A 23,576-nucleotide genomic window follows, 5' to 3' on the forward strand; every position below is an offset into this window, starting at 1 on the left:
AACGGGTCAGCCCGCGACCGACAGGAAAGGGTGAACCCCTCCGATGTTGCAACACCGCGATGGGTTGAGGGATCAGGGCGTTCCCACTATGTTCGAACTGTCCCCAATCGATTCACGAGGCCGCCCATGTCGCTGCAATCGCTCGACCGTACCCAATGGAGTTTTGCAGAGGCGCTGGCCCATGTGCAGAATGTGACGGTCGCGCGGCGCGCGGTGGAAGCGGCAAAGCTGCCGCCCAAACCGGTGCCGGCATACCAGACCTGGAACCCGCCGCAGGATCCCAAAGTGGCCTGGAAGGCGGAGGCGGAGACCGAGTTGCTCGTCGCTCTGCGAGACGGAGATCTTCTGGCGCAGGGGCGCTTCACCGAGGAGCGGACGCATGGTTGGGGCAACGGCGGCAGTAGTAGCGGCTTTGGTCTGCATTCGGGCTACCACACCAGCATACGTCCCGAGCAGTGGCGCGAGGGCAAGTATTCATTCGGGCGACTGACCGCGCGGGATTGGGAATTCATCGACATCCGCGTGGCGCGTTTCCTCGTGAAGGCGATCTGGCCGGATTACATCCCGGAGCCGGTGCGACCCGCGCAAGGCGCAGCAGATGCAATATACACCACGCCCTATCTCGACCTGATGCAGGCCGCGATTGCACATTTCGGAATTTCACCGGGGAACCAGGGCAAGAAGGAATGCCTCATGGACTGGTTTCTCGAGCAGCAGATCGAGGGCGAGCCGGTGTCGAACAAGCTCGCCGACGCCATGGCCACGCTGATCCGGTTGCCCTCGGCGCAGCGCGGCGGTGCGAAGCGGGTGTTGGGTCCGGATCTGCGGCAGACCGGCTGACGCGGGAGACGGCACCTGGTCGACACATGACCGTCATTGGCATATATTGCCAATATGCCCAAGGGAGATGCCGATGCCGACCCGCAATGTCGTCCTGACCGACAGCCAGACCGACCTGATCGAGCGACTGATCGCCGATGGTCGTTACCAGAACGCGTCGGAGGCGCTCCGGGCCGGGCTTCGGCTGCTCGAGCGCGAGGAAGCCGAGATGACCGCCTTGCGCAACCGGCTCGCCGCCGGACTGGACGAAGCGCGCTCGGGTGCGCTCGCCGAGGGCACCGGTGAGGACGCGATCCGCAGGGCCTTCGCCGCCGCGCGCACCGCGTCCTGATGCCGAAGCCGTGGCGGCTGACGCGGCAGGCGGAACGGTCGCTCGTCGAGATCGCCCGCTGGACGCTGGAGACCTTCGGGCCGCGCCAGGCCGAGGCCTACGAGGCCGATCTCATCGCCCGCTGCGCCGCCATCGCCGCGGGTGAGGCGCCCTCGCAGGACTGCCGCCGCCTGATCGATCCCGACCTGCCGGAGGACCTGCGCTTCACGCGGGCGGGGCAGCATTTCATCGTGTTCGTCGAGATGCCGGATCAGGTGGTCGTGGTGGACGTGCTGCACAGCCGCTCGGACCTGCCGCGTCGGCTGGCGTCATTGGGTCCGCGGAAGGATCCCGAACAGCACTGACAATGGCCAACTCCAAGGGGTGACCCCAAGGCCGCGGCAGCCCGAAGACGGGCGGAACCGTTCACCCCGTTCGCGCAGACGCGGGATCACCCCTCTGATCGGCCGCGGCCGCTCAGGGCGCTCTTCAGGAGTCGTTAGGCCCGTTGGGCTCCACCCATGATCTGACGTTATTTCAACGCCTTGCCGGAAGGGGTCACCCCTTTCCGGTAGGGCTGCGCGCGGCCGGGCGGACCGGTTCCGACGTCGCGAGGGCGGTCTGATCCGCGGCAGAACCGGGGGCAACGACCCCCTCATTCCGGTTCCGCAGCACCCGTGTCCGCCTGTCTCCGCCATCTCCAGCGCCCTGCCGGCTCGGCGGCCCTCCGGCCGACCGGCGATGCGCCCGTTCCGCGGGGACGGCGATGAGCGGGCGGGACTGGCGGGCCTTCGACGCCGAGCTGCGTGCCCGCGTGCCGGAACTCGCGGTGGAGCTTCTGGGCAAGCCGACCTTTCGTGCAGGGCAAGAATGGCGCTGGGGTCGCAAAGGCAGCCTCTCGGTCGTCATCTCCGGCGCGCGGGCGGGGATGTGGTTCGACCACGAGGAAGGCCGGGGCGGCTGGTTTTCGGATCTTGTCGGCCGCGACCTCGGCATGGCCCGGGAGGATGCGACCGACTGGATTGCCGACCGGATCGGCATGGCGGCGTTGCCCCGGCCGACCCGTCAGCCGTCGACACCAGGCGCAACGGCGGCGAACGATCCGGCCGAGCCGCCACTGGCGCTGGCCACGGCACCTCCCGAGCCACACCCCGATGGCGATGCCGCGCCCGCGCCGAACCGCACGGATGAGGCCGCCGCGCGTGCCAAGCGGATCTGGACCAGCGCCCGTCCCGCCCCGGAGGACCATCCCTATCTCATCGCCAAGCAGGCCGCGCCGCTCGCCCTGCGCATGGACGCCGGCCGCCGGCTCGTCGTGCCGCTGCAGGACATCGACGGCCGGATCCACAGTCTCGAGACCATCGCGCCCGATGGGGCCAAGCGTTTCCTCGCCGGTGGGGCCAAGAAGGGTCATTTCGCGGTGGCGGGCGCGGAGCCGGGGCCGATTGCCGAACCCGCTGGCCCCGTCCTGATCTGCGAGGGCTGGGCGACCGGCGCGAGCCTGCACATCGCCACGGGCCATACCGTGATCGCGGCGATGGACGCGGGCAACCTGATGCCGGTGGCCGAGGCGTTGCGGGCGCGTTTTCCGGCGGCCGATCTCGTCCTCGTCGCCGACAACGACGCGAAGCCCGATCGCGACGACAACCCCGGCGTCGAGGCCGCGCGCAAGGTCGCGCTCGCAGTCGATGGCCGTCTGGCCGTGCCGGAGAGCCCCGGAGACGCCAACGATCTGTTCTGCGCCGAGGGGCCGGACGCCGTTTCGGCGCTCGTCGCCAGCGCGGCGCGGATCCCGCCGTCACCGCCCACCTATCCCGCACCTGTTCTCACGCCAGACGAGGCCCGCGTCCGCCTGGCCGAGGCCATCGCCGGTTTCATGGCCGCGATCCCGGACTACTGGGCCGCCGTCGAGGCGGCGCAGGAGGAGGCCAAGAGCGCCGACGCCGACCGCGACCCGCTGGATTTCAACATCGTGGCGCGGGCCGCCTTGCCACCGCTTCTCGGCCTGCCGGTCGATGTGGGCCTCGGCAAGACCTCGAGCGCGCGCGCCGCCATTGCCGAGTTGATCGCCGCGGGCGGGCTCGGCACGCGCAAGGTCGTCTACGCCGTCCCGCGCCACGATCTCGGGGCCGAACAGGTCACGGCCTTCGAGGCATTGGGTCTCAGCGCCATGCTCTGGAAGGGGCGCACCGCGCCTGATCCCACGCCGGGCAATCCCGACCAACTCATGTGCCTCGACCCCGAAGCTACCTTCGACGCGCTCGAGGTCGAGCATCCGGTCGAACAGAGCTGCTGCAAGGTCAAGAACGGCGCGGAGCTGCTGCTCTGCCCCTGGTTCCACGACTGCGGCTACCAACGCCAGAAGCCACTGGCGCAGGCGGCGCAGGTCATCGTCTGCGCCCATGACAGTCTCTTTCACATGAAGCCGCAGGCCATCGGCGAGGTCGGGCTTCTCGTCATCGACGAGGCCTTCTGGCAGTCGGGCCTGCGCGGTCTCGACGGCAAGGCGACGCTCACGCAGGACGGGCTGGAGCCCGGCCGGACCTCGCTCACCTGCTATACCGGCAAGGGCAGGATGGATGTCGGCGCCACGGCCGACCTGGTCGCTGCGCGGGAGCGGCTCTGCAAGGCGCTGCGGGTCACGGAGCCGGGTTCGCTGCGCCTCGGCCTTCTGGAAGCGGTCGGTCTCACGCCGGACGACTGCCGCCATGCTGCGACGCTGGAACGCCGCCGCATGCGCGATGCGGGCCTCCGCCCTGGCATGTCGCCGGTCGAGCGGCGCAAGCGGATCGAGGCGGTCCTGCCGCAAGCGGGCGAGCCATGGGCGCCGCCCGGTCGCTGCGCCACGCTCTGGCTGATCCTCGCCGAGGCGCTGGAGAACGGCCACGATGCCGCCGGCGCCGAGCTCGTTCACGAGATAACCGAGGCCGGTTCGGTCCGCGCGCTCCGTCTGCGCTGGCGCAGCCGCATGCGGACCGGCTGGGCGGCCCAGGCGCCGATCCTGCATCTCGACGCGACGCTGCGCCCGGAACTCGTGCAGACCTACCTGCCGCGGTTGCGTCTAGGCGCGCCCGTCGCTGCCCGCCAGCCCCATGTCCGCGTCCGCCAGGTGACCGGCAGCCCGACCTCGGCCCGCGCGCTGTCGCCCTCCGCCGATGCGCCCGAACGGGACCGCAAGGCCGCCGCCACCCGTCTGCGCGATCTTCGCGCCTGGATCGACCTCCGGGCCCGGCAGTGCCATCGCCCCGGCCAGGCAATCGATCTGCTGGTGGTGGGCCAGAAGGCCGCCATTGATGCGCTCAGGTCCGCGGGGCTGCCGCCGCGGGTTGAGGCGGTGCATTTCAACGCGCTGAGCGGGCTCGACCGCTGGGGCGGGATCGGCGGCATGGTGATCCTCGGCCGCACTTTGCCTGCGCCTCACACGGTCGAACTGATCGCCATGGCGCTGACCGGCCGGATGCCCGCATCGAACCCGGAGGACGCGGGCTGGTGGTATCCCATGGTCGAACGCCGCATCCGGCTCGCGGGCGACCGGACCGCGCCGCTCACGATGGAGGAACATGCCGATCCCATTGCCGAGTCCGTGCGCTGGAGCATCTGCGAGGGCGAGCTCATCCAGGCGACGGGGCGCGGGCGCGGCGTCAACCGCACCGCCGCCACGCCGCTCGAGATCGACCTGCTCACGGACGTGGTCCTGCCGGTCACCGTCGATGCGCTCGTTCCCTGGTCCGACCTGCGCCCGACCCGACGCGACCTGATGTCCCTTACCGGCATCGTCCTCGAGAACGCCGCCGATATGGCCGCCTGCTTCCCGGAGTTCTGGCCGACCCGCGAGGCCGCGAAGAAGGACGGCCAGAGGAAGGGGACAAATGGCTATTATAGAGACCTCTATAATAGCAGAATGTCCCCATCCTCGGCGGAGGTGACCTATCGCCCGGAGGGTCCCGGCCATCGCGCCCGCACCGCCCGCGTCGATCTCTCCCGCATTCCCGATCCGGAAACCTGGCTCACCAACCGCCTCGGGCCGCTCGCCAGCTTCGAGATGCGGCGCGTCGAGGGCGCCGACATCGACGCGCCTGGTGCCTCCGCTTCCGCGCGCCTCGACGCCCTCGCATCCCGCCTGACCGACAGCATGCAGGCCGTGCTCGACGCGCGCCGCTTGGCCCTCGACGCGCTGTCTGCGCGGCTAGACGCCGCGAAGCCCGCCGCCCTGCGCCGCACCCACCACCCCCAACCAGAAGAGGAGACCGAGGCATGAGTTTTGACAGGATGCGCCTCTACGACGCCGGCCGCTTCCACGACACGGAGTTGCCCGACTGGTATCATGCGGCCGTGCGCATCAGCGAGACCGAACGCGTGGACTGGCATCGCGCGCTCGAGCGTGTTCTCGACTGCGAATACACGCTGCTGACCGAGGAGGGCTTGCTGGGCGGTGCGCTCGAGATCCGGTTCTGGCCGAGCGAGATCCACGGCTTCTTCGTGCTGATCGAGACCCCACTGGCCTTCGTCGAGCAGGTCGTCGTCCCGAACCCGGCCGACTGGCTGCCCTTCCTCTCGCGCCATCTCGCGCCGCTCATCGGGGTCGCCAACCAGAGCTCCCTGATCGCGCTCCACGGCAGGATCGGCAACGCCTTCATCGCCTGGGCGCGCCACGGCAAGGGCACCCATATCGGTCGCGAAACGGGCGAGAGCCGGATCGACCTCGCCAATGACCGCGACCGTCGCCGCGCCCAGCAGGCCCGCGCGGTGATGGAACGCGAACGGCGGGAGGGGCGGACATGAGCCAGCATCGCCATATCGGCCTCGAGCGCCAGGACGGCTACGACGTCGGCCGCGATCCTCGCGGGCTTTCCACCGACGACCTGGAGCGGCTCGGTCACGCCCGTATCTCGCCCCTGCGCGCCCTGCGGCTGAAATGCCTCGATTGCTGCAACGGCTCGGCGCGGGAGGTGCGGCTCTGCACCGCCGTGGACTGCCCGAGCTGGCCGTTCCGGATGGGAAAGAATCCGTGGGCCGGGCCGGTTAGCGAGGCACGCCGCGAGCATGGCCGGCGCCTCGGCCTTCGCCGTGCCGCCGATCTCGCCGATGCATTTGCCGAAAAGGACGAAAGCTCCGGCTCACCTTCCGATGGGGTGAGGCAGCCGGCAGACGCTCGCCCCCGATCGCTTAAGTCAGAAAAGGACAAGCCGGAAGGAGGGCGGACATGAAAACCATGCGGTGGCATCCCCCGGGCTATGGAGGTGAGCGGCGAGACGCAGACCGCGTCAAACGCGACGGCTGGCGGGATCAGGGCGTGCTCGCCGTCTCCATCGACGACGAGCGTCTGAGCTGGCCCGAGCGGGAATTGATAAGACAGCTGGGCGAGAAGCTGTACGGGCCGAGAAATCGCGATCCTGACGCGCGGGAGCGGTGACCGGATTCCATGCTGGACCCCGGACTCCGCACCGGGGTCCAGACGGGGTCCACCCGCCAACCCGTTGAAGTTTCTGGTTCCTTCTGCGCTATTCCGTATACGGGAGGGCGCAGCGCGGCACATCGCTAGCGACAGGGCCGGATTTTTGGGAAGCCACCCGGAAGCCAGCGCCGACTAGACCCGCCTGAAACACTGCAAATTCAAACCCTTGATTCTGGACACCCCTGGTGGCCGCTGGACCCCGCTTGGAGTCCAGTCTGGACCCCGGAGTCCGAAAGCCGGGGGTATCCACCTTGATCCGAGGAATGACCCGCCGATGACGCTGAGCTTTGCCCCGGATCGGATCGCGATGTGGCCGCTGGCGAAACTCCAGCCCTACGCCCGCAATGCGAAGGCGCATGGCGCGGACCAGGTCGCGAAGATCGCCGCTAGCATGGCGGAGTTCGGCTGGACGGTGCCCTGCCTCGTGGCAGAGGATGGCGAACTGATCGCGGGTCATGGCCGGGTGCTGGCCGCGACGCAGCTGGGGCTGCTTGAGGCGCCGGTGATAGTTCTGGGCCATCTGACCGAGGCGCAGCGCCGGGCGTACCGTATCGCGGACAACAAGCTGACGGAGCTTGGCACCTGGGACGAGGCGCTTCTGTCTGCGGAACTGAACGACCTGCTGGCCGAGGATTTCGACCTGTCGCTTGTCGGCTTCTCCGACGGCGAGTTGGACAAGCTTCTGACCTTCGCGCCGGAGGGGGACGGGGAAGAAGGTGGCGCCGGGGGCTCCGTGCCGCCGGTGACCATCCCCGAGCCACCGCGCAATCCAGCATCACGAACCGGGGATCTCTGGATCCTTGGCGACCACCGGCTGCTCTGCGGCGACAGCACCAGCGCGTCCGACGTGCGCCGCCTGATGAATGGCGAGCGGGCGATCCTGTTCGCCACCGACCCGCCATACCTGGTGGATTACGATGGCTCGAACCATCCGACCCGGAACAAGGACTGGTCTGCGTCCTACGGCACCACGTGGGACGACAGTTCGCAGGGCGCGGAACTCTACGACGGTTTCATCGCGGCGGCCGTGGCCGAGGCCATCGCCGAGGACGCCGCCTGGTACTGCTGGCACGCCTCGCGCCGCCAGGCGATGCTGGAGGCTTGCTGGGAAAAGGCGGGTGCCTTCGTCCATCAACAGATCATCTGGGTGAAGGACCGCGGGGTTCTGACACGGTCGCATTACCTCTGGAAGCACGAGCCTTGCTTCATGGGCTGGCGCCGCCCGAACCGCCCGCCGAAGGTGGCCGAGGAAACGCTGCCATCGACATGGGCGCTGCCCAGCTTCGCAAAAGACGACCGGCCCGACCATCCGACGCCGAAGCCGCTCGACGCCTTCGGGATCCCGATGCGCCAGCACGTTGCCCGAGGCGGCCTCTGCTACGAGCCGTTCTCAGGCTCAGGCTCGCAGATCATGGCGGGCGAGGCCAATGGCCGTCGCGTCTTCGCAATGGAAATCAGCCCGGCCTATGTCGATGTCGCCGTCGAGCGCTGGCAGGCCGAGACCGGCCGCGACGCGATCCTCGACGGTGACGGTCGGACCTTTGGGCAGGTGAGAACCGAGCGGCTGCGCGACGACACGGATACGCCGAACCCGGACGCCGCCCCCGAACCCGCGCGAAAGCGCCAGACCGCCGCGTGACATGCATGACCTGGCTTTACCTTCCTCCGGAGTCGCTTCCGGAGCCGGAGACGCATGCCTCTTCGGCCTCTCGCTCTGCTCCGGCGCGGGCGGTCTCGACCTCGGGCTCGCCATCGCCATCCCCGGATATCGTGCTGTGGGCCATGTCGAACGGGAAACCTTTGCCGCAGCCACTCTCGTGGCGCGGATGGAAGACGCGTCCCTGGATCAGGCTGTTGTCTGGGACGACGTTGGAACCTTCGATGGCCGCCCGTGGCGCGGCGCGGTGGACATCGTCACTGCGGGCTATCCGTGCCAGCCGTTCTCCGTCGCGGGCAAGCGCCGGGGTGCCGACGACCCGCGCCACCTCTGGCCCCATGTCGCCCGCATCATCGGCGAGGTCGAGCCGCCCTTCGTCTTCCTCGAGAACGTCGCCCATCATCTCCGCCTCGGCTTCCCCGAAGTCGCCAGCGGACTGGTCGGCATGGGCTACAAGCTTGCGGCAGGCCTCTTCACTGCGGCGGAAGTCGGCGCGCCCCACAAGCGCGAGCGGCTGTTCATCCTCGCCGTCCGAGTGGGGGACGAGCTGGCCGACCCCGCGCGCCTGCTCTGGCACCCGGTCGAGTGGCGGGAACCGGACGGAACTGCTGCGGCTATGGCCGACGCCGAGAGCCAGCGCCAACGAGAACCGGCAGACGAAACCCACGCCGTCGCAGGAAGCGGGGCAGCATGGGATGAACCTGGCGACGACGGCGGCGCTCTGGCCGACGCCCATGGCGAACGACGGCTGCAAGCCGAGCGCCGGCAACCGTCGCTCGGCCGACCTGACGCATTCGGCGGGGCTGTGGATGACGCCGACGGCGCGCGATCACAAGGACGGGGCGACGAGCCTTGCCAACACGCCGGTGAACGGCCTGCTTGGCCGCCAGGTCCTGGTGACGCCGATGGCTGGGCGCGATACCTCCGAGCCGCGCCAGACCTTGAACCCGCTGTTCGTCGAGGCGCTGATGGGCTGGCCCATCGGGTGGACCGGCTTCGCCTCTGTGGCAACGGTGTGGTCCCCCTGGTTGCGGCGCATGCGCTCAGAACTCTGGCAGCTGAACTGTTGGCCGAAGGATGAGGCACCGACATGAAACAGTCGCGCCTCATGTCGCTGGTCGAAGCGGTCGCCAATGTGATCGTCGGTTACGGCATCGCTGTCATCACGCAGATCCTGATCTTCCCGGTCTTCGGGCTGCACACGACGCTGGCGCAGAACCTCAAGATGGGCGCGGTGTTCACCGTGGTGAGCATCGCACGGTCCTACGTCCTGCGGCGGCTGTTCGAGCGGCTGCGGCGGGTCTGATGCGGCCGCTGGCAGATCGGCCATCCCGCTGGTAGCCTTGGCGCATGTCCGAAGGCTGGCAACATATCGAGATCAACGATCACGGGACCATCGTTATCCTGCGTCCGATTTCGGACGAGGGACGGGACTGGTTTGCGGAACATGTCGGCGAACCTGAACCGGGCGGCATCTACACCTGCGAGCCGCGCATGGCACAGGATATCCTGCAGGCCGCCGCCCGAGATCTGCTTTCGTGGCAATGAGAAACCGCCGCCCGGTCGGGGCGGCGGCGTAGCAATCGTCTCACGGAGTCAGGCTGCCGGAAGCCTGTAGACCCGTCCGCGCCCCTCGACTTTCTCGGATGTCACCTCGAGCCCGAGCTTCTTCTTAAGGGCCCCGGCCATCGCGCCCCGCACGGTGTGTGACTGCCAGCCTGTCGCGGCGCTGATCTCCTCGATGGTCGCGCCGTCCGGCGCGCGCAGCATGGCGATCAGGGTGGCCTGCTTCGTCCCCTCGCGCGGCGTGCGCGCCTTGGGCGCGGTTTCGGTCTCGGTGGGGGTGTCCGTTGCGGGCGCGTCGCTCGGCGCGTCCGTCGCGCCCGTGGGCGCGCTGTTCGCGTCTTCGGGCTCGATGCCGATGGCGGCGAGGCCTGCGTCGGTGGCGACCAGCGTGACGCCGTGGCCGTCGCCGGTCTCGCGCCAGATCGGCTCGCCCTTGCGCATTTCGGCGTCGACCTCTTCGAGGAAGCCCTTGGCGAGCATTGCGCCGACCACCTTGGCGGCGGCGCCGCCGCGCAGACTCTCGGGCAGCGGCAGGGCGATGCGGTCCTCGCGCTGTGCGGCGGCACTGAGAATGATTGCTTGAGTGTCGGAAAGCTGGGTCATCGTCGTCTCCTGTATCGGGGCGCGCGGAATGCGGGCCCTTCTACGAGGTCGAGCCCGCCAGTCGGCGGGCGGGACCGGGAGCGGGTCATCTCACTCGGCGTGTTCGCCTTCATGGAAGGCCATGTCGGTGATCTCGCGCAGCTTGGCGCGGTAGTGGTTCAGGGTGCCGACATGGCCCCAGTTGATCTCGTCGGGGCTGGTCTCGAAATGGTCGTCGCTGAGCGCCTGCAGGCGGGCGAGCATCGCGTCGATCTCGGTCTTGGCGGCGATGAAGGCGTCGAGGGCTTTCGTGTTGTCCTGTGCGCGGCGGGTCATCGGGGTGGCTCCTTGGTGAGTTGCATCGCTTCGTTGGAGGGACGTTCGCTTCCGTAATGGGCGTAGTGAAGTCAACAATCTGGTTTCCGAGCGAATACATGGACTTGACTTCCATCGAGGCATGATCCGGCACGCGACGATGCACCGCCGCGGTCTGTCATCGCGGCGTCATCTGGTGGTTCGTGCTGTTCCCCGTCTTCGCTTTCGGGGCCGCTTCGCCGGTATCATGCTTCCGTCCGTGGTCGGCGCGGGGCCGCCACATCATGCCTGGTCAGTGGGATCTCGCGTGCCGATCTCTGGTATCGTGCTCGACCTTGCGGGCGGCACCAGCGAACGTGCGGCATCGTCGAGACCGCGTCCCGGCGAAGGGACATCGGAGGACCGGGATTGTCCCGATCCAATTCGGGGCAGGTCAACTTGTGGACGGTCGAACCGGCGAGCCGGACCGGCCGCAGGGCGTCAGGCTGCAGCGAGCCGTGCCGGATGCGTCATCTGGAACTTCGTGCCGTCGCTCCACATACGGTGCAGCACCACGGCAAGGCGGCGGGCGACGGCCACGACGGCTCGCTTCATGCCGCGTCGTTTGGCCACCTGCATGCCCCAAGCCTTGAGCCAGCTTTTCGCCTGCGACTGGTAGAGCATCACCGTCGCCGCCTGGAACAGGGCAGTGCGGACGTTTCTGTCGCCCGCGGCGCTGATCGCGCCCACCACGTCGCGTTCGCCGGATTGCTCTCGCCGGGGCGTCAGGCCAAAGTGCGGCCCGACATTCTTCGAGGACCGGAACCGGGCCGGATCGTCGATCCCGGCTTTCACCTGCAGCGCTACCACGGCGCCGACCCCGGGAACGGTCATCATCAGCCGGACCACACGGTCGGCCCGTGCGATGCGGCGGAGCCGGTTCTCGAGCCGGGCCAGCTCGCTGCGGAGCGCGGCATGCCCGCGCAGCATCGAGGTGACCATGGCCGTGAGCATCTCGTTGCCCTCCGCCAGCTCTCGGGCGCGTTCGGCCAACCGCTGCCGCCTGACCTGGCCGAGCTTCAGACCGAACCCGCGCAGCATGCCGCGCATCGACAGCTCGATGCTGATCATCGACTTCTGCAACGTCCTGCGCGCCCCGAGCAGCGCGCGCAGCTCCTGCGCCGAGACCGATTTGCAATGCACCGGGCGGAACCAGCCCATGCGGATCAGCTGTGCGATGCCTAGCGCGTCGCGCCGGTCGGTCTTGATCGGCATGGCCTTCAGCGCGCCCTTCACCTGGCGAGTTTCCATCAGGACCGCCTCGAAGCCGGCTTCGCGTAGATGCCGGTGCAGCCACTGGGAAAGAGGCCCCGCCTCAAGCCCGATGCAGACGACTGCCCGGTCCAGCGCGCGCAAGAACGCGATCAGGGGCTCGGGTTCGCAGACGACCTTCGCCTCGCGCACCACGGCGCCGGACTGGTTTACAACGCAGACGGCGCAGCTTTCGAGCGACACGTCGATACCGACAAAATGATCCATGGTTTCGTCCTCCCGTTCGGATCGTTGCGCCGACCGGGACGGTCGGCCGTGACAGGACGATAGCCACCTCATCGCGGACCACACATCGCAACGCCGGATCCGGGAGCGACTCGCCCATTACGGCATCTCTGTCCGGCGCGCTTATCAACTCGATAAGTACATGATTCTGAATGATAAATGGAGCCGTCGATGCAGGGCATGAGCGAGCGCCAGTACGCCGCCCATGTCGGGCTGTCGCGGGGCGCGATCCAGAAAGCTAAGACGGCCGAGCGGCTAGTCCTCTATCTGGACGGCAGCATCAACGCGGCGGCCAGCGACGCCAGACGTGCCGAGACGACGGACCCGTCGAAGACGAGAAAGCCGCCCGCGCCGAAGCTGAAGCCCGTCCCCGAGGCGGCGGTCGCCGCTGTCGGCGACACGCTGCGCGAACAGGGGCTGGCGGTCCCGGCGGTCGGCGGCGGCACCACGTTCCTGCAGGCCAAGACCGCGAACGAGGTGCTGAAGGCGCAGGAGCGGCGCATCCGGCTCCAGAAGCTGAAGGGGGAGTTGATCGAGCGGGCCCGCGCGCTGGCGCTGGTGTTCCGCCTGGCGCGCGAGGAACGGGACGCATGGGTGAACTGGCCCGCGCGCGCGGCGGCGCTGATGGCGGCCGAGCTCTCGGCCTCGTTCAGCGACACGACGGGCCAGCAGATCACCGTGGAGCCAGCCGCGATGCAGAAGGTTCTGGAAAAACATGTACGCGCCCACCTCGACGAACTCGCCGAGGTCCGGCCCGACTTCCGGTGATGATGGCCTGACGGACTTCGACGGCGCGGCGGAAATCCTGCGCGCCTGGGGCAACGGGCTGCGGCCCGACCCGGACCTGACCGTCTCGGAATGGGCGGACCGGCACCGGATGCTCTCGGGCCGCGCCTCGGCCGAACCCGGGCGATATCGTACGGTGCGCACGCCCTACATGCGCGAGATCATGGACGGACTTTCGCCCGGCGATCCCACGCAGCGGATCGTGTTCATGAAGGCCGCGCAGGTCGGCGCGACCGAGGCGGGCAACAACTGGATCGGGTTCGCGATCCACCAGGCGCCGGGCCCGATGCTCGCCGTCCAGCCCACGGTGGAACTTGCCAAGCGCAACTCGCGGCAGCGGATCGACCCGCTGATCGACGAGAGCCCGGAACTGCGGGAGCGGGTCAAACCCGCACGATCCCGCGACGCGGGCAACACGATGCTGTCCAAGGAGTTCGCGGGCGGCATCCTGATCATGACGGGGGCGAACTCAGCGGTCGGGCTGCGCTCGACCCCGGCGCGCTACATCTTTCTGGACGAGGTCGATGCCTATCCGGCTTCGGCCGACGAGGAAGGCGATCCGGTCACGCTGGCCGAGGCGCGGTCGCTGACCTTCGCGCATCGGCGCAAGGTGTTCCTGGTCTCGACGCCGACGATCCGGGGGCTGTCGCGCATCGAGCGGGAATACGAGGCGAGCGATCAGCGCCGGTTCTTCGTGCCGTGCCCGCACTGTGAGGCGATGCAGTGGCTGAAGTTTGACCGGCTGCGCTGGCAGAAGGGCCGTCCGGAGACGGCGGAATACCATTGCGAGGGCTGCGACGCGGCAATCGCGGAACACCACAAGACGGCGATGCTGGAGGGCGGCGAATGGCGGGCGACCGCCACGGCCACCGATCCGACCACGGTCGGGTATCACCTCTCGGCGCTCTATTCGCCGATCGGCTGGCTGAGCTGGGAGCGGATCGTGCGGGCATGGGACGCGGCCCAAGGGTCGGACGAGGCGATCAAGGCGTTCCGCAACACGATCCTCGGCGAGACATGGGTCGAGACCGGGGAAGCGCCCGACTGGCAGCGGCTCTACGACCGGCGCGAGCGCTGGACATCCGGCACCGTGCCTGCGGGCGGGCTGTTCCTGACCGCCGGGGCCGACGTGCAGAAGGACCGGATCGAGGTCGATGTCTGGGCCTGGGGGCGCGGGCTCGAAAGCTGGCTCGTCGATCACGTCGTGATCGAGGGCGGGCCTGATCGGCACGACGCGTGGTCGGAACTGACCGCGCTGCTGGATCGAAGCTGGTCGCATGAGCGGGGGGCGCATCTGCGCATCGCGCGGCTCGCCATCGACACCGGCTACGAGGCTCCGGCGGTCTATTCCTGGTCGCGAGCGCAGGGGTTTGGGCAGGTGTCGCCGGTCAAGGGCGTCGAGGGGTTCAACCGCTCGAGCCCGGTCTCTGGCCCGACCTTTGTCGACGCCACCGAGGGCGGAAAGCGGCTGCGGCGCGGGGCGCGGCTCTGGACCGTGGCGGTCTCGACCTTCAAGGCCGAGACCTATCGCTTCCTGCGGCTGGCGCGCCCGACCGATGAGGACATGGCCGACGGGGCGGCGTTCCCGCCCGGTTCAGTGCATCTGCCGCACTGGGTCGAGAACGAATGGCTGAAGCAGTTCGTCGCGGAACAACTGGTGACGGTGCGCACCAAGCGCGGCTTCGCCCGGCTGGAATGGCAGAAGCTGCGGGAACGCAACGAGGCGCTGGACTGCCGGGTCTATGCCCGCGCCGCCGCCTGGATCGCGGGCGCGGACCGCTGGCCCGACGAGAAATGGCGCGACCTCGAGGACCAGCTCGGGGCCGCCCCCACCGACAGCGATCCCGCCGGGCAGATCAACCGGCCGGGACAGGCCCCGCAGGGCAAGCGCCGCTCCGACTGGCTCGGGCGGCGCGGAGGATGGTTCTGAAGATGACCGACTGGACGGAAACCGAGCTCTCGGCGCTGCGCCGGGCCTATGCCAGCGGCACGACGCGGGTCAGCTATGACGGCAAGTCAGTGGACTACGGCTCGGCCGAGGATCTGCTCGCCCGCATCCGCACCATCGAGCGCGCCATCGCGGGAACGACACGACCGCTGCCCGTGGCCGGGCTGGCTGGCTTCTCGCGCGGGGACCGCTGATGTCTGCGAACTGGTTCGATCACGCCATCGCCACGGTGGCGCCGCGCATGGCCGCGCGTCGCGTGATGGCGCGTCAGGCCTTCGAGACCCTGACGCGGGGGTATGACGGCGCGGCGCGCGGGCGGCGCACGGAGGGCTGGCGCGCGCCGGGATCCTCGGCCGACACCGAGATCGGCGTTGCCGGGGCGCTGCTGCGCGACCGGATGCGGGATCTGGTGCGCAACAACCCGCATGCGGCCAAGGCCGTGGCGGTGCTCGTCAACAATATCATCGGCGCGGGGATCATGCCGCGCGCCGCGAGCGGTGACGACACTCTGGACCGGAAGGTCGACGCGCTCTTCGAGCGCTGGACGGCGGAGTGCGACGCCGATGGCCAACTGGATTTCTACGGCCTGCAGACACTGATCTGCCGCGAGATGGTCGAGGCGGGCGAGGTTCTGGTCCGTCGAAGGCTGCGGCGCGCCAGCGACGGTCTGCCGGTGCCGCTGCAATTGCAGGTGCTGGAGGCCGACTTCCTCGACGCCACGAAATCAGGCGCGCTTGGCTCAGGACGTCTGGTGCAAGGGATCGAGTTCGACCCAGTTGGCAAGCGCCGGGCCTACTGGCTGCACGCCGAGCATCCTGGCGACGCCTACGGGGCCTTGCAGAACGGGTTGCAGAGCCGCCCGGTGCCCGCGACCGAGATCGCCCATGTCTACGAGAAGCAGCGCACGCAGGCGCGCGGCGTCCCGTGGGGCGCGCCGGTGATCCGCAGCTTGCGCGATCTCGACGATTACGAGGTGGCCGAGCTGGTCCGCAAGAAGACCGAGGCCTGCGTCACCGCCATCGTGTTCGGCGATGATGAGGCGCAACAGGGCATCGCGCCCTCCGTGGTCGATGCCGATGGCAACCGGGTCGAGCAGTTCGAGCCGGGGCTGATCGCCTATGCGCGCGGCGGCAAGGACATCCGGTTCAACCAGCCCTCAGCGACGGGCGGCTACGGCGAATACAAGCGGGCCAGCCTGCACACGATCTCGGCCGGGTTCCGGGTGCCCTACGAGCTGCTGACCGGCGATCTCAGCCAGGTCAACTATTCCTCGATCCGGGCGGGGCTCGTGGAGTTCCGCCGCCAGATCGACGCGGTGCAGTGGCAGCTGTTCATCCCGATGTTCTGCGCGCCGGTCTGGCGCTGGTTCACCGAGGCCGCATGGGCTGCGGGGCAGATCCCGTCGCCCACCGTGCCGGTGGAATGGTCGCCGCCCAAGTTCGAGGCCGTCGATCCGCAAAAGGACGCGATGGCGAACCTGCTGTCGATCCGCTCGGGCACCATGACGCTGGCCGAGGTGATCGCCCGACAGGGGCGGAACCCGGACGCCGTGCTGGCCGAGATCGCGGCGACCAACGCCAAGCTCGACGCCCTCGGCCTTGTGCTCGACAGCGACCCGCGCCGCGTCACCAAGACCGGCAGCGCTCAGACCAGCGATCCGGCCACCGACGACCCCTCCGCCGAAGCGGATGACACCGACCCGGCGCAGGCCGACCAACAGGACTGACCTCCATGGACACGATGATCGAACTGCCGGCCATGCGCCGGTCGGCGGAGCTTGCGCCAAACACCGCCGATGCCGACAGCCGCACCGTCGAGGTCGTCTGGTCGGCCGGGGCCTGCGTCCGGCGCGCGACATTCTTCGGGGAGCCCTACGATGAGGAGCTGAGCCTCGATCCGGCCCATGTCCGGCTCGACCGGCTGAACGCGGGCGCGCCGTTCCTGAAGGTACACGAACTCGACACGCTCGACGCGGTGATCGGCTCGGTCGTGCCGGGCTCGGCCCGGATCGAGAACGGCCGCGGCATCGCGCTGGTGCGGATCTCCGAGCGCGCCGATGTCGAGCCGATCTGGCGCGACATCCAGGCGGGCCACATCCGAGCGGTCTCCATCGGCTACCAGGTCCACCGTTTCGAGGTCTCGAAGCCCGAGGCCGCGCGCGAACTCTGGCGCGCGGTGGACTGGACGCCCTTCGAGATCTCCGCCGTCGCGGTCGGCGCCGACCCCGCAGCGGGCTTCCGCGCCCAGCATCCCCTTCACGACTGCGTCCTTCACCGCCGGGACGCCCCTTCCACCACGAAAGGACCGATCCCGATGACGGACAAGAACCAGACCCCGGCGAGCGACGCCGCAACCCCCGCCACCCAGCCGACCGCGCCGGTCGCAACCGAGGACACCACCATGACCGAGCCGAATGCGGCTGTGACCGAGCCTAAGGTCGCCGCCAGCGAGACCCGCAGCCAGCCGAAGACGCAGGCCACGCCCGCGCCCGACACCGAGGCGGTTGCGACTCGCGCCCGCGAGGCCGAGCGCGACCGCGTCTCCACCATCTACGATCTGGCCGGACGGCTGAACCTCGAGCGCGGCTTCGCCGAGGATCTGGTCAAGCGCGGTGTCAGCGTCGACGAGTCCCGCCGCCTGATCCTCGACCAGGTCGCCGCGAAATCCGACGAGACCCGGAACTTCCCCCATGTCTCCGTCCCGCTCGGCGGCCGAGACGAGTGCATCACCCGCCGTGACGCGGTGGCGAACGCACTGCTGCACCGCTACAGCCCAACGCTGTTCCAGCTCGAGGACGCCGCGCGCCAGTATCGCGGCATGACGCTGCTGGAGCTCGCCCGCGAAAGCCTCGGCAATGCCGGGGTCAACACGCGCGGCCTGTCGCGTGACGAGGTGGCGACGCGCGCGCTGCACTCGACCTCGGACTTCCCCGAGATCCTGTCGGCCGTCACCAACAAGACGCTGCGGCAGGCCTACGAGGCCTATCCCCGCACCTTCATGCTGTTCTGTCGCCAGGTGCTGGCGACCGACTTCAAGGCGATGCATCGCGTCCAGCTCGGCGAAGCCCCGCAGCTGCTCGAGGTCGGCGAAAGCGGCGAGTTCAAGCGCGGCACGCTGGGCGAGAGCAAGGAGAGCTACAAGGTCAAGACCTATGGCCGGGTGGTCGCCATCACCCGTCAGACGCTGATCAACGACGATCTCGACGCCTTCACCCGCATCCCGGCGATGTACGGCAACTCCATCGCCCAGCTGGAGTCGGACGTGGTCTGGGGCATCATCACCGCCAACCCGGCGATGGCCGACGGCAATGCGCTCTTCCACACCACCCACAAGAACCTGGCAGGCACCGGCGCGGCGCTCGATGTCAGCAGCGTCGGAGCGGCGCGCGCGGCGATGGCCAAGCAGACCGGCCTCGACAAGAAGACGGTGCTGAACGTCCGGCCTGCCTTCCTGATCGTGCCGGCCTCACTGGAACTGAAAGCCGAACAGCTGGTGGCCCAGAACCTCGTGCCCGCCGCGACGTCCAGCGTGGTGCCGCAGTCGATCAGGACGCTGGCGCCGATCAGCGAGCCCCGGCTCGACGCCGCCAGCGAGACCGCCTGGTATCTGGCGGCCAGCCCGAACCAGATCGACACCATCGAGTACGCCTATCTCGAGGGCCAGCAGGGCGCCTATATCGAGACGCGCAACGGCTTCGACGTCGACGGGGTCGAGATCAAGTGCCGCCTCGACTTCGGAGCCAAGGCCATCGACTGGCGCGGCCTCTACAAGAACCCGGGCGCGTAAGGCGCGCTTCCTGAACCCTGACACACGGGCGGTCCTGACGGGCCGCCCTTCGTCTTTCCACGAGGATCCCCATCATGAAAACCTACGTCCAGCCCGGCAACACCATCACCCTGACCGCGCCCTATGCCGTCGCCTCCGGCGATGGCCTGCTCGTCGGCTCCATCTTCGGCATCGCCGCGGGTGCCGCCGCCATTGGCGAGCCCGTCGAGACCGCGCTCGTCGGCGTGTTCGACATCACCAAGGTCGGCTCCCAGGCGTGGACGGTTGGCGCCAAGGTCTATTGGGACGACACCAACAAGCGCACCACGACCGTCGCGACCGACAACACCCTCATCGGCGTGGCTGTCGAGGCGGTGGCGAGCGGCGCGGGCGACACCATCGGCCGGGTGCGCCTGAACGCGACCTTCTGATGAGCGCCTTCGACGCCGCCGTCGGAGCGCTCTTCGCCGATCCGAACATCGGCCGGGACGCGGTCTACATCGCCGACGGCGGCGCGCCCGTTCTCGTGCGCGTCGTCGCCCGGCGCGCCGATGCCGTGACCGACTTCGGCGACGCGCGGCTCTGGTCCGAGACCACCCGGCTCGACCTGCGCGTGGCCGAGGTGGCGAACCCGCGTCCCGGCGACCGCATCGAGATCGACAGCGATGCCTTCCTCATCCAGGGCGAGCCCGTTCGTGACCGCGAGCGGCTGGTCTGGACCGTGGATCTCAGGCCCGCGTGACCGCGATGAAACTGAAGCTCGACATCGATCCCGACATCGTCGCGATGATGGCGGCCGAGGTGGCGGCCGGTGAACGCGCCGTGACGGCGGCCATGCGAGAGGCCGGTACCGGGCTGAAGTCGGCCTGGCGGTTGCAGATCACCGGTGCGGGGCTCGGCACACGGCTCGCCAACTCCATCCGCAGCCAGAACTTCCCGAGGTCGGGCGACAGCCTCGACGCCGCCTCGCTCGTCTGGTCGAAGGCCCCGGTCATCGTGGGCGCGCACGACACCGGCCCGCTGATCCGCTCGAAAGACGGGTTCTGGCTGGCGATCCCGCTGCCCGCCGCAGGCAAGTCCCTGCGCGGCGGCCGGATCACGCCCGGCGAATGGGAACGGCGACGCGGATTGCGGCTACGGTTCGTCTATCGCCGCACTGGCCCGAGCTTGCTGGTGGCGGAGAGCCGGCTGAACACGAAGGGTCAGGCGGTGGTGTCGCGCTCCAAGACCGGGCGCGGCAAGGTCACCGCGCCGATCTTCCTGCTCGTGCCTCAGGTCAAGCTGCCGAAGCGGCTGGACCTCGCACGAGATGCAGACCTGGCGTTGGACAGCGTGCCGGGGCTGATCGTGGCGAATTGGGTGGAGGCGAAACTATAGTCGGACGCGCCGGAAAAAGGATCTGGAGCCCTGACAGGCCCCGTCTATCTCGGCGGCCGAGAGATCGTATTCTGGTCCTGATGCCGCCTGCACGATCCGGCGCCCGAAGCCCGGTGACCGGCGTGGCCTCACGTGGCCACCCGCAAATCGGCCCGCGCGTCGCGGATGATCGACCACGAGGATTGCAGAAACAGCCCGGCGATCACTGCCGCTACAACGAGGTCGGGCCATGCCGTGTTAGTCCAGGCGACCAGACCCGCTGCCACGACGACCGCTGCATTGCCGATGGCGTCGTTGCGCGAGAACAGCCAGACGGCCCGAACGTTGGCATCTCCGGCCCGGTGGGGCAGCAACGGCAGAACGGCAACCACGTTGACCACGAGCGCGATCACGGCGAACAGGCCCATCAGTTCAGCTTCAGGCTGCTGCTGAACCAGTACGCGGTAGGCCGTGTTGGCGAGGACCCCGAGACCGAGCGCCCCGAGAAACAAGCCTTGGATCAGAGCGGAACGGGCTCGCCAGACCAGGCTCCAGCCGATCGCCAGAACCCCAAGGAAGGTGATCAGGCCATCGCCGAGGAAATCGAGCGCATCGGCTTTCAGGGCCTGCGATCCGGAAATGAAGCCGCCAACCATCTCGATGAGGCCGTAGCCCACGTTCAGCACGATCACGATCCACAGCGCACGCCGGTAGGCCGGGGTGATATGGCTCAAGTCCTTCGGAAGATCGTCGATGTCTCCCTCGTGATCAGCTTCGGGTCCGCCCAGCCGATCCAGTCGGTAGCCGATGCCCGACACCGCACGCTCCACTTCGGGCAGCTGCAAACTCAGGTCGGATACATGCACCGTCATGATCTGCGTGGCAGTCGAGACTTTCACGTCCTCGACCCCGGCCGACCGCACCGCCTTCTCGATCTTTGCGGCGCATGACGGGCAGTCCATGCCGGTGACTCTGTAGCGCGCGTGCTCAGCGTTGCTCATTGTGGCCGTTTCGCTCATTACGATCTTCCGTGGACAGACGAGGCTATATATCATTGCAGACTGATATGTCGAGCGAGACCGGAATCCTTCAGCAGGCTGATGCTCAAGTCGTCGAGTTGCGGGCGAAGCTTTTCCGCGGCTTGGCTGACTTCTCGCGCATGTCGATTCTGGCCGCTCTGCGTGACGGCCCGCTTTCGGTTGGGGAGATCGTTGGCGCCACCGGCCTGTCGCAGTCGAACGCCTCAAACCACCTGCGGTGCCTGAGCGAATGCGGGCTGGTTGTCGGAGAACCGGACGGTCGGTTCGTCCGGTATCGGTTGAGCGATCCGCGCTTGGACGAACTGATGAGGCTGGCCGACGACCTCCTGGCCGGGACCGCTCGGGGCGTTGACTCGTGCGAGAATTTCAAAGGAACGGGCACGGTCTGATCGACGGCGGACGTCCGCCGTCGTTGGCCTACGATCAAGACCGGGCGACGACGCCCGGTGCTGTGCCATTCGGATTTTCTTCGGTGACATCATGCCCAGTACACGCGAGGCCACGCTGGCGGCGCTGCACGCACGTCTTTTGACGGTGCCTGCCACAACCCTGCGCGGCGAGGTTCTGTCCGAGCGCGTGCCCGCCGCCGGGCTCCTGATCCTGCGGGACGGCGAACCGGGCGAGCCGGAGGTGACGCTCTCGCCTCTGCGCTACCACTACCAGCACCGCGCCGAAATCGAGGCGGTCGTGCAGGGCGCCGATCGGGACGCCGACTTCGACAGGCTGACCGCCAGCATCGGCGCGGCGCTCGCCGCCGACCGCACGCTTGGCGGGCTCTGCGACTGGGTCGAGGCGGAAGCCCCGCGCCCCGTAGACCTGCCGGTCGAGGGCGCGGCCAGCCTGAAGGCGGCGGTCATTCCGGTCGTCTTGCATTATTCAACTGACGATCCGCTTGGGTGAACCTGCGGCCAGCCTGAAGGCCGCGTTCGGCGGGACGACAGTCCACTGGACTGTCATCTGATCCGCCTCACTCCCTGTGGTGCTGCACTATTCCACGGCCGATCCGCTCGGCTGATCCCGACAACCCGAGGAGAACACCATGGCACGAGCCCAGGGGGCGCGGGCGCAGATGGCGCTTGCGTTCGAGACCGTCTATGGCACGCCGCCCGCAGGCGGCTTCACGAAGATGCCCTTTGCCAGCACCACGCTCGGGGCGGAGCAGCCGCTGCTGAACTCGGAGCTGTTGGGCTACGGCCGCGATCCGCTGGCGCCGATCAAGGATGCGGTGACGGCCGACGGCGACGTCGTCGTGCCGCTCGACGCCGAGGCCTTCGGCTTCTGGCTGAAGGCGGCCTTCGGCGCGCCGACCACCACGGGCACCGGCCCCTGGACGCACGAGTTCCAGTCCGGGTCCTGGACGCTGCCGAGCCTCTCCATCGAGACCGGCATGCCCGAGGTGCCGCGCTACGCCATGTATTCCGGCTGCGTGCTCGACCAGATCAACTGGCAGATGCAGCGGTCTGGCCTGCTGACCGCAACCGCCCGGTTGGTGGCACAGGGCGAGACGGTGGCTACGACCACCAGCGCCGGGACGCCTGCCGCGCTGGAACTGAAGCGGTTCGGCCATTTCAACGGGTCGATCACGCGCAACGGCTCGGCGCTCGGGAGCGTTGTCTCGGCTGACATCACCTATGCCAACAACCTCGACCGGATCGAGACCATCCGCTCAGATGGTCGGATCGACGGCGCGGATCCGTCCATCGCGGCGCTCACCGGCTCCATCGAGGTCCGGTTCGCCGACAGCACACTGGTGACGCAGGCGATCAACGGCGATCCGTGCGAGCTCGAGTTCGCCTACGTCCTGCCGTCCGGCGAGAGCTTCACCTTCACCGTGCACGCCGTCTACCTGCCGCGCCCGCGTATCGAGATTTCTGGGCCGCAGGGCGTGCAGGCGACCTTCGACTGGCAGGCCGCGCGCGACAGTGTGGTCGGCCGTATGTGCACGGCAACCCTGATCAACGACATCGAGGTATACTGAGAATGCTGACGCTCGACCTGACCAATGCGCCCCGCTGGCATGACCTCGCCCCCGGTGTGCGCGTGCAGCTGCGCCCACTGACGACCGCGCTGATGGTGGCAACGCGCAGCGATGCCGCCGTCGAAGCGGTGTCCGAGGAGGCTTCCGACGAGGAACGTGCCGTCGCCTTCGCCAAGGCGCTGGCGCGGCGGGCGGTGCTCGCCTGGGAGGGTATCGGCGATGCGGACGGCAAGCCGATCGATCCCAACCCTGAGGCCATCGACGCGCTGCTCGACATCTGGCCGATCTTCGAGGCTTTCCAGCTGACCTACGTCTCGAAGGGCCTGTTGCTGGAACAGGAAAAAAACTCCTCCGCGCTCTCGCCGAATGGTCCTTCGGCGGGGGCGAGCGGTACTGCGACGCCTGCCAAACTGCGTGCGAAGGCTGCCCGGCGCGGCTGAAC

Annotated in this window: 27 protein-coding genes and 1 pseudogene; 24 read left to right on the top strand and 4 right to left on the bottom strand. The window is 68.5% G+C overall.

Features of this window, described 5'->3' with window-relative positions; all coding sequences use genetic code 11:
- The first annotated feature begins 126 nt into the window (after positions 1-126).
- From SL003B_RS18945 to SL003B_RS19005, 12 genes and pseudogenes are all read left to right on the top strand, one after another.
- Positions 127-840: a hypothetical protein gene (locus SL003B_RS18945; RefSeq protein WP_013654487.1), complete on the top strand. Its 714-nt coding sequence runs from the start codon at positions 127-129 to the stop codon at positions 838-840.
- 73 nt (positions 841-913) lie between these two features.
- The gene (locus SL003B_RS18950; RefSeq protein WP_013654488.1) at positions 914-1,171 is read left to right on the top strand and encodes a type II toxin-antitoxin system ParD family antitoxin; all 258 of its coding nucleotides are present in this window, start codon (positions 914-916) and stop codon (positions 1,169-1,171) included.
- Complete coding sequence (locus SL003B_RS18955; RefSeq protein ID WP_013654489.1) at positions 1,171-1,515, top strand: type II toxin-antitoxin system RelE/ParE family toxin; 345 nt, start codon at positions 1,171-1,173, stop codon at positions 1,513-1,515. Before SL003B_RS18950 ends, SL003B_RS18955 begins: the two co-directional genes overlap by 1 nt.
- Before the next feature lie 401 nt (positions 1,516-1,916).
- Positions 1,917-5,408: a toprim domain-containing protein gene (locus tag SL003B_RS18965; protein WP_013654490.1), complete on the top strand. Its 3,492-nt coding sequence runs from the start codon at positions 1,917-1,919 to the stop codon at positions 5,406-5,408.
- Complete coding sequence (locus SL003B_RS18970) at positions 5,405-5,932, top strand: hypothetical protein (protein ID WP_013654491.1); 528 nt, start codon at positions 5,405-5,407, stop codon at positions 5,930-5,932. Before SL003B_RS18965 ends, SL003B_RS18970 begins: the two co-directional genes overlap by 4 nt.
- Complete coding sequence (locus tag SL003B_RS18975) at positions 5,929-6,357, top strand: hypothetical protein (RefSeq protein ID WP_013654492.1); 429 nt, start codon at positions 5,929-5,931, stop codon at positions 6,355-6,357. The genes SL003B_RS18970 and SL003B_RS18975 overlap by 4 nt, the downstream gene beginning before the upstream one ends.
- Positions 6,354-6,563: a hypothetical protein gene (locus SL003B_RS18980; protein WP_479687517.1), complete on the top strand. Its 210-nt coding sequence runs from the start codon at positions 6,354-6,356 to the stop codon at positions 6,561-6,563. The genes SL003B_RS18975 and SL003B_RS18980 overlap by 4 nt, the downstream gene beginning before the upstream one ends.
- A gap of 316 nt (positions 6,564-6,879) precedes the next feature.
- Entirely contained in the window at positions 6,880-8,244 is a 1,365-nt protein-coding gene (locus tag SL003B_RS18985; RefSeq protein ID WP_013654494.1) for a site-specific DNA-methyltransferase, read from the top strand.
- A 1-nt stretch (position 8,245) separates the two neighbouring features.
- Positions 8,246-8,752 (top strand): annotated as a pseudogene (locus SL003B_RS23875) (DNA cytosine methyltransferase); the annotation flags it as partial.
- Between the two features lie 205 nt (positions 8,753-8,957).
- Positions 8,958-9,356: a hypothetical protein gene (locus tag SL003B_RS23880; RefSeq protein ID WP_013654495.1), complete on the top strand. Its 399-nt coding sequence runs from the start codon at positions 8,958-8,960 to the stop codon at positions 9,354-9,356.
- Positions 9,353-9,568, top strand: coding sequence for a DUF7220 family protein (locus tag SL003B_RS19000; protein ID WP_013654496.1), 216 nt, complete (start codon positions 9,353-9,355; stop codon positions 9,566-9,568). Before SL003B_RS23880 ends, SL003B_RS19000 begins: the two co-directional genes overlap by 4 nt.
- A 44-nt stretch (positions 9,569-9,612) precedes the next feature.
- Complete coding sequence (locus SL003B_RS19005; RefSeq protein ID WP_013654497.1) at positions 9,613-9,810, top strand: hypothetical protein; 198 nt, start codon at positions 9,613-9,615, stop codon at positions 9,808-9,810.
- A gap of 48 nt (positions 9,811-9,858) precedes the next feature.
- On the opposite strand, the gene SL003B_RS19010 is transcribed toward SL003B_RS19005, so the two are convergent.
- From SL003B_RS19010 to SL003B_RS19020, 3 genes are all read right to left on the bottom strand, one after another.
- Complete coding sequence (locus SL003B_RS19010; protein ID WP_013654498.1) at positions 9,859-10,431, bottom strand: DUF3489 domain-containing protein; 573 nt, start codon at positions 10,429-10,431, stop codon at positions 9,859-9,861.
- A gap of 90 nt (positions 10,432-10,521) precedes the next feature.
- Positions 10,522-10,746, bottom strand: a complete 225-nt coding sequence (locus SL003B_RS19015) for a hypothetical protein (protein ID WP_013654499.1) — start codon at positions 10,744-10,746, stop codon at positions 10,522-10,524.
- Between the two features lie 459 nt (positions 10,747-11,205).
- Positions 11,206-12,243, bottom strand: a complete 1,038-nt coding sequence (locus SL003B_RS19020; protein WP_013654500.1) for an IS110 family RNA-guided transposase — start codon at positions 12,241-12,243, stop codon at positions 11,206-11,208.
- 189 nt (positions 12,244-12,432) lie between these two features.
- Between SL003B_RS19020 and SL003B_RS19025 the strand changes: the two genes are divergently transcribed.
- The 8 genes from SL003B_RS19025 to SL003B_RS19060 all read left to right on the top strand — a co-directional run bounded on the left by SL003B_RS19025 (position 12,433) and on the right by SL003B_RS19060 (position 20,137).
- Complete coding sequence (locus SL003B_RS19025; RefSeq protein ID WP_013654501.1) at positions 12,433-13,029, top strand: hypothetical protein; 597 nt, start codon at positions 12,433-12,435, stop codon at positions 13,027-13,029.
- Positions 12,977-14,977, top strand: coding sequence for a phage terminase large subunit family protein (locus SL003B_RS19030; RefSeq protein WP_049792617.1), 2,001 nt, complete (start codon positions 12,977-12,979; stop codon positions 14,975-14,977). Before SL003B_RS19025 ends, SL003B_RS19030 begins: the two co-directional genes overlap by 53 nt.
- A 2-nt stretch (positions 14,978-14,979) precedes the next feature.
- A complete protein-coding gene (locus SL003B_RS19035; RefSeq protein ID WP_028030714.1) occupies positions 14,980-15,189 on the top strand; it encodes a phage head-tail joining protein in 210 nt (69 codons plus the stop codon).
- Positions 15,189-16,721: a phage portal protein gene (locus tag SL003B_RS19040; RefSeq protein ID WP_013654504.1), complete on the top strand. Its 1,533-nt coding sequence runs from the start codon at positions 15,189-15,191 to the stop codon at positions 16,719-16,721. Before SL003B_RS19035 ends, SL003B_RS19040 begins: the two co-directional genes overlap by 1 nt.
- A gap of 5 nt (positions 16,722-16,726) precedes the next feature.
- Complete coding sequence (locus SL003B_RS19045) at positions 16,727-18,781, top strand: prohead protease/major capsid protein fusion protein (RefSeq protein ID WP_013654505.1); 2,055 nt, start codon at positions 16,727-16,729, stop codon at positions 18,779-18,781.
- 74 nt (positions 18,782-18,855) lie between these two features.
- Positions 18,856-19,191, top strand: a complete 336-nt coding sequence (locus SL003B_RS19050; protein WP_013654506.1) for a DUF2190 family protein — start codon at positions 18,856-18,858, stop codon at positions 19,189-19,191.
- A complete protein-coding gene (locus tag SL003B_RS19055; RefSeq protein ID WP_013654507.1) occupies positions 19,191-19,502 on the top strand; it encodes a head-tail joining protein in 312 nt (103 codons plus the stop codon). The genes SL003B_RS19050 and SL003B_RS19055 overlap by 1 nt, the downstream gene beginning before the upstream one ends.
- 5 nt (positions 19,503-19,507) lie before the next feature.
- Complete coding sequence (locus SL003B_RS19060; protein ID WP_041375643.1) at positions 19,508-20,137, top strand: DUF6441 family protein; 630 nt, start codon at positions 19,508-19,510, stop codon at positions 20,135-20,137.
- 128 nt (positions 20,138-20,265) lie between these two features.
- Here SL003B_RS19060 and SL003B_RS19065 read toward each other — a convergent pair whose 3' ends face one another.
- A complete protein-coding gene (locus SL003B_RS19065) occupies positions 20,266-21,135 on the bottom strand; it encodes a cation efflux transmembrane domain-containing protein (RefSeq protein ID WP_013654509.1) in 870 nt (289 codons plus the stop codon).
- A 47-nt stretch (positions 21,136-21,182) separates the two neighbouring features.
- On the opposite strand from SL003B_RS19065, the gene SL003B_RS19070 reads away from it, so the two are divergent.
- The 4 genes from SL003B_RS19070 to SL003B_RS19085 all read left to right on the top strand — a co-directional run bounded on the left by SL003B_RS19070 (position 21,183) and on the right by SL003B_RS19085 (position 23,574).
- Positions 21,183-21,545, top strand: a complete 363-nt coding sequence (locus SL003B_RS19070; RefSeq protein ID WP_013654510.1) for an ArsR/SmtB family transcription factor — start codon at positions 21,183-21,185, stop codon at positions 21,543-21,545.
- Between the two features lie 91 nt (positions 21,546-21,636).
- Entirely contained in the window at positions 21,637-22,056 is a 420-nt protein-coding gene (locus SL003B_RS19075; protein WP_013654511.1) for a hypothetical protein, read from the top strand.
- A 139-nt stretch (positions 22,057-22,195) separates the two neighbouring features.
- Positions 22,196-23,134, top strand: coding sequence for a phage tail tube protein (locus SL003B_RS19080; RefSeq protein ID WP_013654512.1), 939 nt, complete (start codon positions 22,196-22,198; stop codon positions 23,132-23,134).
- A 2-nt stretch (positions 23,135-23,136) separates the two neighbouring features.
- Positions 23,137-23,574, top strand: a complete 438-nt coding sequence (locus SL003B_RS19085) for a hypothetical protein (RefSeq protein ID WP_013654513.1) — start codon at positions 23,137-23,139, stop codon at positions 23,572-23,574.
- Positions 23,575-23,576 lie beyond the last annotated feature (2 nt).

The organism is Polymorphum gilvum SL003B-26A1 (assembly GCF_000192745.1).
Classification (GTDB): domain Bacteria; phylum Pseudomonadota; class Alphaproteobacteria; order Rhizobiales; family Stappiaceae; genus Polymorphum; species Polymorphum gilvum.